General features: G+C 58.6%; 9 protein-coding genes and 5 pseudogenes. 2 read left to right on the forward strand and 12 right to left on the reverse strand.

Going from position 1 to position 15,953, the window contains the following annotated elements; genetic code table 11:
* Positions 1-83: 83 nt before the first annotated feature.
* The 7 genes and pseudogenes from P6U16_RS24285 to P6U16_RS24315 form a co-directional block, all read right to left on the reverse strand.
* Positions 84-287: an acetylxylan esterase gene (locus tag P6U16_RS24285; protein ID WP_277704040.1), complete on the reverse strand. Its 204-nt coding sequence runs from the start codon at positions 285-287 to the stop codon at positions 84-86.
* Positions 288-289: 2 nt separating this feature from the next.
* Positions 290-520, reverse strand: coding sequence for an acetylxylan esterase (locus P6U16_RS24290; RefSeq protein ID WP_277704041.1), 231 nt, complete (start codon positions 518-520; stop codon positions 290-292).
* A 719-nt stretch (positions 521-1,239) separates the two neighbouring features.
* Positions 1,240-2,145: a hydroxymethylglutaryl-CoA lyase gene (locus P6U16_RS24295; protein WP_277704042.1), complete on the reverse strand. Its 906-nt coding sequence runs from the start codon at positions 2,143-2,145 to the stop codon at positions 1,240-1,242.
* A pseudogene (locus P6U16_RS24300) lies at positions 2,142-4,162 on the reverse strand (biotin carboxylase N-terminal domain-containing protein). Before P6U16_RS24300 ends, P6U16_RS24295 begins: the two are co-directional and overlap by 4 nt.
* Before the next feature lie 13 nt (positions 4,163-4,175).
* On the reverse strand, positions 4,176-4,961 hold the full coding sequence (locus P6U16_RS24305; protein ID WP_277704043.1) for an enoyl-CoA hydratase-related protein: 786 nt from the start codon (positions 4,959-4,961) through the stop codon (positions 4,176-4,178).
* A gap of 10 nt (positions 4,962-4,971) precedes the next feature.
* A pseudogene (locus P6U16_RS24310) lies at positions 4,972-6,578 on the reverse strand (carboxyl transferase domain-containing protein).
* A gap of 62 nt (positions 6,579-6,640) precedes the next feature.
* Positions 6,641-7,803 (reverse strand): annotated as a pseudogene (locus P6U16_RS24315) (isovaleryl-CoA dehydrogenase).
* A 248-nt stretch (positions 7,804-8,051) separates the two neighbouring features.
* Here P6U16_RS24315 and P6U16_RS24320 point away from each other — a divergent pair.
* Positions 8,052-9,119, forward strand: a complete 1,068-nt coding sequence (locus tag P6U16_RS24320) for an AraC family transcriptional regulator (RefSeq protein ID WP_277704044.1) — start codon at positions 8,052-8,054, stop codon at positions 9,117-9,119.
* 262 nt (positions 9,120-9,381) lie between these two features.
* Here the strand turns inward: P6U16_RS24320 and P6U16_RS24325 are convergent.
* Positions 9,382-10,607: pseudogene (locus P6U16_RS24325) on the reverse strand (ATP-binding protein).
* A gap of 862 nt (positions 10,608-11,469) precedes the next feature.
* A complete protein-coding gene (locus tag P6U16_RS24330) occupies positions 11,470-11,745 on the reverse strand; it encodes a hypothetical protein (RefSeq protein WP_277704045.1) in 276 nt (91 codons plus the stop codon).
* A gap of 59 nt (positions 11,746-11,804) precedes the next feature.
* On the opposite strand from P6U16_RS24330, the gene galE reads away from it, so the two are divergent.
* On the forward strand, positions 11,805-12,788 hold the full coding sequence (galE, locus tag P6U16_RS24335) for a UDP-glucose 4-epimerase GalE (RefSeq protein ID WP_277704046.1): 984 nt from the start codon (positions 11,805-11,807) through the stop codon (positions 12,786-12,788).
* A 152-nt stretch (positions 12,789-12,940) separates the two neighbouring features.
* Here the strand turns inward: galE and P6U16_RS24340 are convergent, their stop codons facing one another.
* The 3 genes and pseudogenes from P6U16_RS24340 to P6U16_RS24350 all read right to left on the reverse strand — a co-directional run bounded on the left by P6U16_RS24340 (position 12,941) and on the right by P6U16_RS24350 (position 15,361).
* Positions 12,941-13,240 carry a hypothetical protein gene (locus P6U16_RS24340; RefSeq protein ID WP_277704047.1) on the reverse strand — a complete coding sequence of 100 codons (300 nt, stop codon included), beginning with the start codon at positions 13,238-13,240 and terminating at the stop codon, positions 12,941-12,943.
* 85 nt (positions 13,241-13,325) lie between these two features.
* Positions 13,326-14,512, reverse strand: a pseudogene (locus P6U16_RS24345) (polysaccharide biosynthesis/export family protein).
* 171 nt (positions 14,513-14,683) lie between these two features.
* Positions 14,684-15,361, reverse strand: coding sequence for a sugar transferase (locus P6U16_RS24350; protein ID WP_277704048.1), 678 nt, complete (start codon positions 15,359-15,361; stop codon positions 14,684-14,686).
* Between the last annotated feature and the right edge of the window lie 592 nt (positions 15,362-15,953).

Raw genomic sequence — 15,953 nt, forward strand, 5'->3', positions numbered from 1 at the left:
TATCAAAGCCCCAGCCATTTCATCTGCTTTCGCTCCTGAAACGCCTGTCCACCCTCATGTTTGTTGAAGTCGTATTCGACGATTTACTTCTCACCGGCGTAGGCTGCATAGACCGTGGAGGGTGGGCAAATGTCATCGATCATGCCGACGGAAAAGAACGCCGTCGCCCTGGCCCGCCTCGCGAAATTCACGCAGTCGAAATAGGCGAGGGTTTCGAATACCCTATCCTTCTTGTCGCGTTGCTGGGCGAACTGGGCGATCTCGGTGTAGGGCTCACGGAAGGCCACTCTCACGGCGCGTGGAAATCGCATAGGAAAGGCACATCCGGCATGGCAGCCTTGATCCATGGATCAAGCCCGGCAGCGGCAATGGACATGCCTCCGCCCTGACTGTCGCGGCAGACCGCAATCCTGGTTCTGTCGATGAAGGGCAGTTCCACCATCGCGTCGATCGCACGCACGCAGTCTTTCAGCAGGCGACGGTAGTAGTAGTCCTTCTGGTCGAGGGCCCCTCGCGTCATGAAGCCCGGAAACGACGCCGTGGACCCGACGGGGTCGGGTATCGCCGGCACTCCAGACACTGCCCTGCCCGCGCGTATCCATGCGGAAATATGCGTAGCCCGAGGCGGCCCAATGCAGTTGATCACGCGGCTGACCACGACCGCCGCCGTAGCCGATGTACTGGACCACGAGAAGGCGATCGCTCCCGAGCCCTGAGGCCAAGCGATGTGGACGACTATGGGCACGCGGGGCAGTCGATCCGCAAGAAGTTGATTCGGCGTTGAAGTCGCCCATTCAGGTGCCAGCGTATTGACCATTCCGTGTAGTCGCTGGTCTTAAATGCTGTTGCCGTCGCTGACGCAGCAAAGCCGACCTTGTTCAGCGCGAATTCAAGCTCGGACAGTCGACAGGCCGGATTGCAGGTCACCAGCACCAAGCCGGCGCGCGCCGCGGCGAATGCGTTAGCGTCCATCCGGCGCCGTCGAGTGACGGATGCCAATGCGATCACCCTGGCGGAGTTCAAGGACTAGCAGTCCAGCGGCGAAAACATCCGCGCGATCACGCAGCTCGCACCAAAGCCCAAGGCACGCCCAGCGCGGGCGATATGAGCTGGTCGTTTCGACCCATTTGTCCGCGGCTCGTTCCATTGCTTCGCCAATCATGGGGCCGGGGAGTGGCACGGCAGTCTCGGCGGAACGCAACTCGCCAAAACGTCGGTCATCAGTTCCTCCCAATTGTATCATAAGCCGCGTGCCATCAGAGCGCGTGAGACCTTTGATGCCGGCATCCGCTGCAGGTGTCGCGAGATCACCTGTCCGGCCAAACCGAGAAGTGAAAGGTCGATGCCGGTCTTAACACCCATGCCCTCCAGCATGTAGACGACGTCCTCCGTGGCCACGTTGCCGCTGGCTCCGGCGGCATAGGGGCACCCTCCCAGGCCCGCGACGGCGCTATCGATCACGGAGACTCCAAGCTCCAAACAAGCATAAATATTGGCCAGCGCCTGTCCGTATGTATCGTGAAAATGTAACGCGAGCCGGTCCATCGGCACATCTGCGGCGACGCGCTCGATCAGGCTTCGTGCTTTGGTCGGTGTCCCTATGCCTATTGTATCGCCGAGTGAGATTTCATAGCAGCCCATCTCGAACAGGCGTGATGCGACGCGCGCCACCGCCACGGCTGGAACTTCGCCTTCATATGGACAACCGAGCACACATGAAACATAGCCGCGTACCCTCACCTTATGGTGGCGCGCCTTATCCATGATTGGCACGAAGCGAGCGAGGCTATCCTCGATGGAACAGTTGATGTTGCGCTGCGAAAAACTCTGCGAAGCCGATGCGAACAGCGCGACCTCCTGGACATTGCAGGCAAGCGCGCGGTCGAACCCTTCCAGGTTGGGGGTGAGGACAGTATAGCGCACACCGGCTCGATTGCGGATTCGCGCCAGCACTTCGGCTGAGTCGGCCATTTGCGGCACCCATTTCGGCGAAACAAAACTGCCGACTTCGATACTGGTCAGGCCCGCATCGGCGAGCGCTTCAATCAGAGCGACCTTCACATCCACGGGGACAATGGTCTTCTCGTTCTGAAGCCCGTCACGGGGGCCAACTTCGACGATCCGCACATGGGGAGCAAAGCTCATAGCGCGCCCTCCTTTGCGAAAAGAACGAGTTCGGTCCCCTCTTCGACCATTTCGTCCACTTTGCAACGGACTTCGGCGATCGTGCCCTGCCTCGGCGCACTCAGCGTCAGTTCCATCTTCATCGCTTCGATGACAACCAGAGGCACGTTCTTCTCGACGACGTCGCCCGGCTGGACCATAACCTGCACGACGCGACCTGGAATCGGCGCCGCGATGCGCTCGCTTCCGGTCGCTTCCGTTACGGGTGGTGCCAGCGGGTCCTCCAGGGTCAGGACATGATTGCGGCCCTCGATAATGACGGTCAGCTCACTACCGCGCCGGACCACCTCGACCCGTCGCGAAACGCCCTCGATCAGAACACGTGCACCGGCGGCATCGGTCCGCATCTGCGCCTGCACTGTTCCCGATGGCAGATCTATGCGGAGCCGATCCTCAGGCCGCGGCCAGGTGCGGATCACGACGGGGCCCCTGTCGCCGCGCCGCAAATGCAGGTCCTGATAGCCATCTCCATTGACCCTCCACGCATCGACCTCAGCCCAGGGCGACCAGGGATCGCCCGTCTCCCGGGCTTGGGCGGCGACCAGCGCACGTCGGTCGTTAGTAACCGTCAAGACCGCCGCAGCCCAGGCAACCGGTTCAACATCATCGGTGTCTGTGTTGGTGGCGGAGAGCAGGTCATGGGCATGCCGGGCGATGAACCCGGTATCGAACTGAGCGCCTGCAAAAGCCGGATGCGCGGTGATAGCCCGCAGCAGGCCCAGATTGGTCGTGACCCCGACGACTTCATAGTGAGCAAGCGCCGCCTCCATCTGGCGCAGGGCTGCCGGACGATCCTCCCCCAGACGATCAGCTTGGCGATCATCGGGTCATAGTGGGAGGTGATGAGATCACCCTCGACGACGCCCGTATCGACACGCACCCAACCGGGAACATCGCCGGGCTGTCGCAAATGCAAGAGCTTGCCAACGGCCGGCATGAAGTCCCGCGCCGGGTCTTCGGCATAGACGCGCGCCTCGATCGCGTGCCCTCTTGGGGCAAACAGTTCAGGAAGGTTCGGCAGCGGCTCACCGGATGCGACGCGCAACTGCCATTCGACGAGGTCAAGCCCGGTGATCATTTCGGTAACGGGATGCTCGACCTGAAGTCGTGTGTTCATCTCCATGAAATAAAACTGCCCATCCTCGACGATAAATTCCACGGTTCCCGCGCCGACATAACCAACGGCCCGGGCCGCATCTACGGCAGCCTTGCCCATCGCCTCGCGTCGTTCCGGCGTCATTCCGGGTGCGGGTGCTTCCTCCAGCACCTTTTGGTGGCGACGCTGGATCGAGCAATCGCGCTCAAAAAGGGAGACGGTGTTGCCGAAACTGTCGGCAAAGACCTGGATCTCGATATGGCGAGGGCTGGTGAGATACTTCTCGATCAGCAGCCGATCATCACCGAACGACGCCTGCGCTTCGCGCTTGGCGCCCTCGATTGCCGCTTCGATTTCCTCTGCCGCGGACACAAAGCGCATGCCCTTGCCGCCACCGCCAGCGGAGGCTTTGATGAGAACCGGATAGCCGATCTCTGCGGCCTTCTGGCCGAGCAGGGAAACATCCTGGTCTTCGCCGTGATAGCCGGGGACAAGCGGGACGCCAGAGCGTGCCATCAAGGACTTGGATTGCGCCTTCGAACCCATGGCACGGATGGCGGCCTCGGGCGGGCCGATGAACACAATGCCAGCGGCCGTGCAGGCGGCGGCGAAATCGGCATTTTCCGAAAGGAACCCATAACCGGGATGGATCGCTTGCGCGCCCGATCGGCGGGCAACATCAAGGATTCCCTCTCCGCGGAGATAACTCTCGCGGGCCGGCGCCGGACCGATCGGCCAGGCTTCGTCGGCAAAGAGCGTATGCCGCGCGCCTTCATCGGCGTCGGAATAGACCGCAACCGTCGCGATGCCGAGCCGTCGTGCGGTCGCCATCACCCTGCAGGCAATTTCCCCGCGGTTGGCGATGAGGATCTTTCGGAACATCGGGGCCTCCTGCTCATTGCTGCCGCCAGGCGGGTGTCGTTTTGGCAAGGAACGCAGAAGTTCCCTCTCGGCCTTCGGTCGAGGCCCTCCGGGCTGCAATGCGCCGCCCGGTTTCCTCTGCGAGTGCTGCATCGAGGGCACGCCCCTCGCACAGAAAAATGAGATCCTTGGCATCGGCCTGGGCACCAGGGGCGCCCTGAAGCAAGGCCTTCAAGACGCCCTCGCCGGCCGTCGTCAGTTCTCCTTCAGGCACAACGTCCTGCACCAGCCCGATGTCCCGGGCACGGTCCGCATTGAAAACCTCGGCAGTTTGGAACAAACGGCGCGCCCAGCGAGGGCCGATTGCATTGATGACATAGGGACTGATCGTCGCGGGCGTGAGGCCAAGCTTCACCTCGCTGAAACAAAAGCTTGCACGATCCGACGCGATTGCGATGTCGCAGCAGGCAACAAGACCGGCGCCGCCGCCAAAAGCTGCGCCCTGCACCAGCGCGAGAGTTGGTTTGCAGAGGCGGTCGAGCATGTGCATCAGTCCAGCCAAACCAGCCGCATCGGCAATGTTCTCTTCCACAGAAAGCTGTGCCATGCGGCGCATCCAGCCGAGATCGGCCCCTGCCGAAAAACTGCGGCCGGCACCGGTCAGCACAACGGCGCGAATACCGGGATCGCCCTCGAGACGTTTGAGACTTGCCGTCAAATCCGCGATCAACACATCGTCAAAAGCGTTGTGCTGCTCCGGTCGGTTTAACGTCACAGTGGCGATGCCCCGCTCATCTACTGTTTCCAGAATACTGGTCATCGTCCTCTCCTCACATCCGGAACAGGCCAAAGCGGGTTTGTGAAATTGGTGCGTTCATGCTGGCTGAAAGCCCCAGCGCCAGCACGCGTCTTGTATCTGCGGGATCAATGATACCGTCGTCCCAAAGCCGTGCGGTCGAGTAGTAGGGATGCCCCTGAACCTCGTACTGCTCCCGGATCGGGGCCTTGAATGCCTCTTCTTCCTCGGACGACCACGTCCCACCCCGCGCTTCGATCCCGTCGCGGCGTACGGTCGAAAGCACCGAAGCGGCCTGTTCGCCCCCCATCACGCCGATACGCGCGTTAGGCCACATCCACAGAAAGTTCGGCGAGTATGCGCGGCCGCACATGCCGTAATTGCCGGCTCCAAAGCTGCCGCCGATGATGACCGTGAACTTCGGCACAGCCGTGGTTGCCACCGCGGTCACCATCTTTGCCCCATCCTTGGCGATACCGCCTGCCTCATATTTCCGACCAACCATGAAGCCGGTGATGTTTTGCAGGAAGACGAGCGGGATACCGCGCTGCGAGCAAAGCTCGATGAAATGCGCGCCCTTCTGCGCGCTCTCGGAAAAAGGATGCCGTTGTTGGCGACGATCCCGACCGGATAGCCCCAGATGTGCGCGAAACCGCAGACCAGTGTCGTCCCGTAAAGCCGTTTGAATTCGTCGAACTCGCTGCCGTCTACAAGGCGTGCGATAACTTCCCGCACATCGTAGGGGATCCGGCGATCGCTGGGGAGGATGGAGTACAGGTCCTCAGCCGCATAACGAGGCGCAATGGGAGCGCGCACTTCCACCGACGGCCGCTTCACTGTGTTCAGACTGGCAATGATCCGCCGGGCGATGCCCAGGGCGTGTGCATCGTTCTCAGCATAATGGTCTGTGACGCCGGAGACGCGGGCGTGCACATCTGCACCGCCCAGTTCCTCGGCGGTGACGACCTCGCCGGTAGCTGCCTTGACCAGTGGCGGTCCAGCAAGGAAGATCGTGCCCTGGTTGCGAACGATGATGGTCTCATCGGACATGGCGGGCACATAGGCACCGCCGGCGGTGCAGGATCCCATGACCACGGCGATCTGGGCAATGCCCTGCGCCGACATATTGGCTTGGTTGTAGAAGATGCGCCCGAAATGATCTCTGCCTGGAAACACCTCGTCCTGGTTGGGCAGGTTGGCACCTCCGCTGTCGACCAGATAGAGGCATGGCAGCCGGTTCTGAAGCGCGATTTCCTGGGCGCGCAGATGCTTCTGAACGGTCATCGGGAAGTAGGTGCCGCCCTTCACCGTTGCATCATTGGCGATGATCATACATTCCCGTCCGCAGACCAGGCCAATCCCCGCGATGATGCCCGCGGACGGGATCTCGCCGCCATAAAGTTCATAGCCAGCGAGTTGCCCCACCTCCAGAAATGGGGAGGCCGGATCGATCAAGGCGCGGACGCGGTCCCGCGGCAGCAGCTTGCCCCGTGCCAGATGCTTCTCACGGGCGGCCTCGCCACCGCCGAGCCGCACACGATCCGCCTTGGCGCGCAAGTCCTCGACAAGACCGCGCATGGTCTCGGCATTGGCGCGGGCTGTATCCGAGCGCAGGTCGATCGCCGACTCAATAACGGGCATGCAAGCCTCCTCCAGAACCAAGTTTTGTGTGCCGTGAAGCGAAAACAGGGTGCACCAGCGCCCTAGGCGGTTTCGTCGAACAGTTCGCGGCCGATCAGCATGCGGCGAATTTCACTGGTCCCGGCTCCGATCTCGTAGAGCTTGGCATCGCGCAGGAGGCGACCGGCTGCAAACTCGTTGATGTAGCCATTGCCGCCGAGGCACTGGATCGCATCGAGCGCTATTTGCGTCGCCCGCTCGGCGGCGTAAAGGATACAGCCGGCGCTGTCCTTGCGGGTGGTTTCTCCGCGATCACAGGCCGCCGCGACCGCATAGACATAGGCGCGGCAGGCGTTCATCGTCGTATACATGTCGGCAAGCTTGCCCTGCATCAGCTGGAAGGTACCGATCGGTTTGCCGAACTGCTCGCGCTGGTGGACATAGGGAACAACGATATCCATCGCCGCCGCCATGATCCCCAGCGGACCGGCTGCCAGGACCACGCGCTCGTAATCAAGCCCGGACATCAGGATGTTGACGCCCTGACCCACGTTGCCAAGGACGTTCTCGACAGGAACCGGGCAGTCCTGGAAGACGAGCTCGCAGGTGTTTGACCCGCGCATGCCGAGCTTGTCCAGTTTTTGCGCCGTCGAAAATCCCTTCATGCCCCGCTCGATCAAGAAGGCGGTGATGCCGCGTGGTCCAGCGTCGGGATCGGTCTTGGCATAGACAATCAGCGTGTTTGCGTCCGGACCATTGGTGATCCACATCTTGTTGCCGTTGAGGACATAGGCGTCGTTCTGGCGGACCGCGCGCAGCTTCATGCCAACGACATCAGAGCCCGCTCCCGGCTCCGACATGGCCAGCGCGCCGACATGTTCGCCGGAGACAAGTTTGGGTAGATATTTGACCTTCTGCTCCGGGGTGCCCCAGCGTCGCAGCTGGTTGACGCAAAGATTGGAATGCGCGCCATAGGACAGCCCCACGGAGGCGGAGGCGCGGCTGATCTCTTCGACCGCGACGCAATGCGCCAAATAACCCATGCCCGATCCGCCCTGTGCTTCCGGCACCGTGATCCCGAGCAGGCCGAGGGCACCGAATTTTTCCAGAGGTCCGCAGGAAATTCATTGTCGCAATCGATCTGCGCCGCCCGCGGCGCGATCTCGTCCTGGGCAAAGCGCCGAACCATATCGCGCAGGGCGTCGATCTCTTCGCCCAAGCCGAAACGCATTGCAACATTGAACATGGCTTCCTCCTTCACACAGCGCGATCACGCAAGGTGCGTTGTTGTCATCGGCCTAGGGAAGCAAATTCAACGCCAACGCAAATACGACGGAAGAGACTATGGGTTTCCGCACGTAGTTGTGATCCGACAAGGCAATTGCCAATGATCCGGCGATTTTTCCTCCCTGATCCCGACAGGCAATCTAGCGCGGGTGGTCTTGCTTTTCACGCCAGTTTCCGTGCTGAATGCGCCAGATGGGAGCAGGCTCAATGCGTAAGTCAACACCGCGCCGCGAAACACCCGTCGCCTTCATCCTGGCCATCTTGCAGGCCTATGAAAACCGGAGCATTGACCCGGTCGTCGCCCTTTCGCAAGCAGGGTTCCGTCGTGAGGACCTACGCGAGCCGTCAGACCGGGTCGCCGTTGAGCCGTTTGAGGCCCTGTCCACTTATGCAATGCGGGAACTCGATGATGAAGGACTGGGATGGTTCTCGCGGCGTCTGCGCTGGGGGACCTACGGCATGCTTCTGCGGGCTTCACTGCCTTCGCCGTCCCTCGATATTGCGTTGCGCCGCTGGTGCCGTCACCACAATCTCTTAACTGAAGATATCCGCCTTGAGATGCGGATTCACGGCTCGCAGGCCGTCGTTCGCATCCACGAGATGGTGGATCTTGGTGATTTGAGGGAGTTTTGTCTCGTCAGCCTGTTACGCAATCTTCACGGTATCGCCTGCTGGCTCGCCGACTCTCGAATTGTACTGGATAAGGCACGCTTTCCCTTTTCCCGTCCGTCCTATGCTGACGCTTACAGGCGGATGTTCCAGGGCACGATTGTTTTTCAAGCAGCAGAGGCGAGCATTACTTTCGATGCCGCATATCTGCAGTTGCCGGTTGTTCGCGAAGACAACGCGCTTCGCCAAATCCTCCAAAACCCGATCCGACTTATGGCAAGGCTGTATCGCCAGGACCGCCTGTTGTCGCGGAAGATTATAGAGTTGCTTTCCGCAAAATCCGACGGGCTGGACCCTGACGCTGAAGCGATTGCTGAAAATCTGGGTGTCTCGATCCGGAGCCTTCAGCGCCACCTAAGGGAGGAAGGTACATCACTCCAGGTGCTAAAATCACGTGTACGACTGTCAAAAGCGGCGGATCTTCTGCGCCGCGGGGACCTACCCATCAAGCGGATCGCATATCTTACCGGTTATCGGGACGAATCGAGCTTCAGTCGAGCATTCCGACGCTGGACTGGCCAAAGCCCGGCGGAATTCCGATGCGGCGCCTTACCCTTGCATCAATCACTGGCGTTTGACGCCACGCACAGCGAGCACAGAGATTGAGGGACGCACGGGACCGTGGGCCAAGCGTCCCCCTCAAGTTGGCGCTTCCAGCACTTGAGATGAGCTCAAACTGTGTCACTTAAGCAGGTTTTGGAGGAATACCCGACGTTTCGACAGCAACCTGCATTGTGAAGACAGGACTGCAGCTCACGCTGCACGCGGTAGACCTCGCAAGCTGTCGGAACTGGGCGCGACTGTGAATCCACAAAGCGCCTTTCATTTTTTCAATGTTACCGACAACCGCTCCAAAAGCGAACGGCCCTCACATGGACCACAGCATTGACAAGGGCGCTGCCTGCAGGCGCTCTGTGAAAGGGGTTATGCGGTCATGATCGTGCAGGACGAGGCCGCGCACGAAACGATCACCGACGGCAGCTTGCAACTGACGCAGACCACGAAAGTCATCGGCCCTAACAGTCGCGGAGGCCTTTACCTCGATAGCGATAACCCGCCCGCGTCGGTCTTCGATCACGACATCGACTTCATCGCGATCCTTTGTCCTGTAGTGGGAAAAGGCCATACGCCTCCCGGACCAGGACGCGAGCTTCATAAGTTCGGAGACGACGAAGTTCTCAAGCAGGGGACCAAATCGGGTTTTGTCGTGGGATAGGCGCGCCCATTCGTCTTCACGCAGAGCAGAAAGAAGGCCTGTGTCAATGAAATGAAGCTTTGGCGTCTTAACGAGCCGGCCAAGCCGATTATTTGACCACGGCACCAGAGTTTTGACCAGGAAAAGCCGCTCAAGTATTGCAATGTATTTCTGAGTCGTTACGCCGGATAGTCCGACCGCCGAACCAAAACTGCTGTTGTTGATCATCTGCCCGGCATGTTCTGCAAGTATGTTCAGAAGATGTGGTAAACGGTGAAGTTGATCGATGTTTGCGATGTCTCTCACATCACGATCGAGTATCAGGCTGGCATAGTCTTCGAGCCACGAGACGCGTAGGGCCGATGTGCTCCGCCGCAGGACTCCCGGATAGCCGCCGGCGAGAACCATGCTCATCATCTCTTCTCCGAGGACGACGTCTCCTTCGATCATAGGGTCCTCGCCTGCAAATCGTCTATCAAGCATGCGGCCAGGGCCTGACCGGATTTCGGCCTGTGCAAAGGGTAGGAGCGGGATAACAGCCATACGACCGGCCAAGGAATCGGCAATAGTCGGTATGGTCGCCAAGTTGGCGGAACCTGTCAGAAGAAATCGGCCGGGCTCCTCATACTCGTCCACGCTCGCTTTGATCGCCAACATAAGGTCGGGCGCCCGTTGCACCTCGTCAATGACTGCACGCTTGATCCCTCTGATAAAACCGATCGGTTCCGCTTTAGCGGCGTTCAGGGTGCCGGCATCATCCAGTGTGATGTAGGGACGATCCTTGTCCGAAAACATGCGTGCAAGAGTCGTCTTACCGCCTGACGTGGCCCTGATAACAAGACCACGCGGGTGTCTGCCAACGCGGCCTCAACCAGAGGAAGCGCTTTGCGGTCAATGATGGCCTTGGGTTTAACAAATTCGATTAAGCGCCCATTCTTAATTCACAGTCCGACCAATCTAAAGTGTGAGGGCGTCAATTTTTCATACATGCAGTGTCCAATTTTAAACAAGGACGAGTGGCCGACAAATCATGGAGATTTAAATCGAAGTCGGTCAGGCCGTCTCTGAGTGGACAGCAAAGCACAAAAGCCCTAGCGAACTGATACTGAGAATGTAGCCTGCGGAAATGCACTAAGTTGGCGTATCGGGACGACACTTGTTTTCTGCTTCGCAACAAGACCTGCGACCAGCCTCGACCTCCGCCCTATTTCCTGCCTCCAATCCTCGCCAGATCGATACGGATGCCCGTTTTGTCGGGCTGGACGAGCTCCTAGGGTGGTTGTTGGGGAGAGTTTCGCCCTTAATGTCAACATTATCTGAAGCCTTTGAAGCCCTCTGGATAGGCAGGCGCAAAGGCAGGCTTCCAGCCGCAACGGGCGTTAATCGTGCATTCTGGTGGGGGCGTTCCGGCCCGCACAGTAGTTGAGCTCGTCGGATCAGCAGAACACCAAGATCCTGTTTTCCACAAACTGCGAGAGCGGATTGCGGAGGATGTTTCCCTTCAAGCACAGTTTCTCGAAGGCAATACTGACGGGGGCGAGAGTTATCTCGGTGGCCTACCCAAAGGCAGACGTGGCTTTGGTGCTGCCGGAAAAGGCCCGTCTTTGGGCTGATGAAGCGCGGTGGGCGCGTCTATTCGATCCTGATCCCTGACGCCAAGACACAGACTTTGCTTTTGACCATCCGTCAAGGTATCCGTCCCGACAGCATCGTTTCTGTCGACGGTTTGAGCTTCGACGATGCACTGGATGGCTGTGAGTTTCACCAGGACGGATCAATCATTCGGAGGCCTTCGTCTCCGATCGCAACCACATCAAGGGAAGCGGGAATTTCTGGAGCCAGGCCAAGCGCAATCTGCGGTGCTGTAACGACATTCCGAAATCCCCTTCCATCTGTTTCAAAAAGTGGCGATTCAGCCACAGTCCCACAAGCCTTGAAGATCCTGAACGGATGGGCCAAAGTCTGAAAATCAAACGTGAACGATGCCAGCCCAAAAAAATATGGTGGATGCGGCATCGGCAACACGGTCGACTGCACTGCGGAATTTCCGTATTAACTAGACTGAGGACTTGTTCGGCAGACGGATAATTGAAGTGATGCAATCAAAAACAGTGCTTGTCGTCGGTGGTGCCGGCTATATCGGATCTCACACGTGCCTGACATTGGCGGAACGCGGCTACACTCCGGTCGTGTTCGACAACCTCTCCAACGGCCATGCGGAATTCGTGCGCTGGGGGCCATTCGAGCAAGGCGATATCCGCGATCGCAAGCGGCTGGACGAGGTGATCGCAACGCACAGGCCGGATGCTGTCTTGCATTTTGCCGCGATGATCGAGGTCGGAGAGTCCGTCAAGGATCCCGTCGCGTTTTACGATAACAACGTGATCGGGGCGCTGACTTTGCTATCGGCGGTTCTCGCGGCAGGCATCGAGGCTTTTGTGTTCTCTTCCACTTGTGCCACCTACGGCCTGCCAAAGCAGGTACCGATGGATGAAACCCACGAACAGCAGCCGATCAATCCGTATGGCCGCACCAAATGGATTGTGGAACAGGCGCTGCAGGACTACGACACCTACAAGGGCCTGCGGTCGGTTATCCTGCGCTATTTCAATGCCGCCGGCGCAGATCTGGAGGGGCGTATCGGCGAATGGCATTCTCCGGAAACCCACGCCATTCCGCTTGCGATCGACGCGGCGCTCGGACGGCGGGACGGTTTCAAGGTGTTTGGCAACGACTATGACACCCGCGACGGCACCTGTGTGCGCGACTATATCCACGTACTTGATCTCGCCGATGCGCATGTGCGGGCGGTGGATTATCTCCTTTCGGGCGGAGAAAGCGTGAAACTGAACCTTGGGACAGGCACGGGAACGACAGTCAAGGAACTGATGTCGGTGATTTCAGATGTCTCCGGCAAGCCCTTTCCGGTGGCCTACACGGAACGTCGTGATGGCGATTCCACATCACTTGTGGCCAACAACGACAAGGCGCTGAGCGTTCTGGGTTGGAAACCCAAACATGATCTCCACAGTATCATTCGGTCGGCTTGGCAATGGCATTCGCGCCACAATCACCCGTGACACGGTCGCGGCCAAAACAGGCGGCAGAAACTGTCATGGAGGATGAGGTTCAAGCTGGAGAGGCCGAGGGAGGATACTGGGGCTGCAGACTGACTGGGCAGGGCACTTGGGAAAAGGTGAGGCGGCATCTATCATGACTTCGAAACGGTGCCTTAGGCTTGGTCCTTGTAGACATAGGCATGAATCGAAGCGAGGATCATCAGGACGATAATCGCCATCAGGCCGAAGATCTGCGCGATGGCCATGCCGCAAAACCGGATTGCGGATAGCGGCGATGATGCGGTCATCGACATCCCTTTGCTCGCTTTCTGTCCGACCGGCGCATCGCCTGCCGTGACCTTGATTGCGTGTTTCCGAAGATGCTCCGTCAGCTTGCGATTGATCTGCGCATCGGTGGCATCACCGTCATTGTCGAACCGCTGGGCACTCTTCTTTGTCGGTGGGTCAATCATATCAACCTCTTCACTCCGGGTTTGAATGCCGCGCGGCCGGAGGCGCGAATGCTTCGGATCATGGACGCTCCACGCTCGGCCCACATTATTGCGTGTTGAGCACGGATTGGACCTTTACGACATCACCCGGCTGCACCTGGGTTCCTTCGTCCGCCGGGATCACAACGGATTTCCCGTCCTTCTGGCGAACCAAAGCGTAGTTGATATTGGCAGCGACACCTGCACCGGTCGCCTGTTGCGCGGCATCGGCGGATTGAAGAAGGGCCTCGGTCATCAGGTCCCGGCTCGTCGTCAGCTTCAGGTTTAGCGTATCGAGTTCCGCCTCGGTATTTTGCAGTTCCTGGGCGAGCTGCGCATTCCAATCGTTGCGCAGGGTGATCTCGTCCTGGTTTGCCTTGCTCACGTCCTGCTTGGCTTTCAGGGACGCGGTGTCGATATCAAGAACCGACGCCTGAATGTCCGCGATCCGCTGCTCGACGGACAGCAACCGGGCACTGAGCGCCAATCCCTTTTCCGCCAAGTCGTCGACCCGTCCCTTGTCCTCCATCACCAAAGTCAGTTGTCGGCTCTGGGTGGCGGACTTCTTGCCGAGCGATTCGATTTCGCTTTGGAGCAGAGCCTTCAGTTCGGCCAGAGCCGTCAACTGCAGCTTGAGGCGCTTGTCCCGCGAGACCATCAACGCTTTTTCGCTTTCGACCAGGCTCTGGACAGCAGCAGCATTCTTCAACTCCGCAGGCACTGCAATGTCGTCTTTCTCGGCGATTTCGGCCTGCAGCCTGGCACGACGGATGAGAAGACGATTGCGTTCGGCGACTTGCACTGCCGAATCTCCCTGGGCATTGATGAAGTCACGAGCGAAGCGCTGGCCGTTTTCCGAACGGTGGAGCCCTCCTCCGAGGCTGATGGCTTTCAGCACAGTCATGTCTGGCGCAAACGGATATTCCCCGGGCGTCTGGACATCGCCGGCCAGATAGATCGGGCGGTATTGCGCAAGCTCGACCGAGGCGGACGGCCGATCGGGAGGCCGAAGAGCTTCTGAAGCTGCAACCCGACCTCATCGGCTATCTCCGCCGTCGTTTTTCCCGATGCAGGCAGCGTGCCGAGAAACGGCAAGGAGATGCCGCCAGCGACGCCAACGGTATATTCGCCGCTGATGGCGGACCAGTCCCTGACCGTTCCCTCAGCCGTTTGCCATTCCGCGACGCGGATCCGTAGCTTGTCCATGGCGCCGAGCGCATAATCGTCGGCGGCGACTGCCTGCATGGCAGACATGGCGATGATGGCCGACGCAAGGGAGATGCGCAGTCCTGCGACCGCAGATAGGTGCCAACCCTTGCGAGAGGAGGCGTGAACTGCCTGGGCGAGAGATATTTTCATGCAATTCCCCAATGTTCAAAACAGCCTCGCCGCAGCGAGGCGGCAGCCGCAACGGACGGCTTCTCCTCAATAGCTGCCCCGGGATAGGCATACAGCGGGGATCGTTTTTGCAACGATGACAACATCTCTGATCAACGACCAATTGGTCACATAATGCGTATCGAAAGCGATCCGGGAGGCGTAGGAGACATCGTTACGTCCGCTGACCTGCCAGAGGCCAGTCAGTCCTGGACGTGACTGCAGGTAGAAGACAGCCGATGTTTCGTAGAGTTCAAGCTCGTCTTCGACCACCGGACGCGGACCAACGACGCTCATTTCACCACGTATGATGTTGATCAGTTGCGGAAGCTCGTCGAGGCTGAGCTTTCGCAGCACGCTTCCAACGGCGGTGACCCGAGGATCGTCCTGCAGCTTTCGGTTGGCCTGCCATTCCTGATATGCTTTCGGATTTTTTCGAAGGTGATCCTGCAGAATTCGGTCGGCGTCGGGGGCCATTGTTCGAAATTTGAGGCATTGAAAGAAGCGGCCGTTATGCCCTACGCGGCGATGGCCGTAGAATATGCTGCCGCCATCTGAGAACTTTACCAGTGCCATTAGCATGAGAAAGAGGGGCTGAAGACAAGGAGCGCCAAAGACGCCATCAAAATGTCGAATCCTTTTGGATATTCCCCCTATCGGCCGGTGTCTCCCGGTTTCGATGGTCGTCAAATACGGCGCGCTTGCCGATCGAGTCGCAGACTTCATGGGAGATAACTCCATTTTGGTGGGCGATTGGTCGGGTCCCTTGGGAGGGTTTGGGTATCAACTGCTGCGTATAGTTTAGAGCATGAATTTGTTTTTAAAAGGCAAGATCTAGCCATTGCGCAGTTTATGAACGAAATGCGGCAAAGCTGAAAAATATATGATGGCGAAAGAACGCATTGGATTTCTGTATAAATTCCTAAACCTGCCGGTAAATACCCCGATACTTCAGAATTCCCCTGGGGAATTTATGTACTAATGAGTTATATTATTCGAGTTCGCTGAACCTTGCTCCAAATATTACTATTTTATACGTAATATAATGGGATCCAGCGAGGTATTTTTCTTTACGTCCGACCCAACATCGCACCGCACCATTTTTTGCACTGCACCACGCTCTATTAGGAAATGTCGATTTTTGTAATAAAAGTTGATCCAAAAACGATGATTCTCCACAACCAACCCGTTTTATGGATAGATAGACCTCCTCTGGCTGTATCTTTCGATGGTGCTCTTCCTCAATCTGATCCGCCTTGAGCCGAATCCATATTTCTTTCCCGCCTTTACTGTCGATTAGCTATGGTAACAGTCAATC

Source organism: Rhizobium sp. 32-5/1 (assembly GCF_029537235.1).
GTDB lineage: Bacteria > Pseudomonadota > Alphaproteobacteria > Rhizobiales > Rhizobiaceae > Pararhizobium.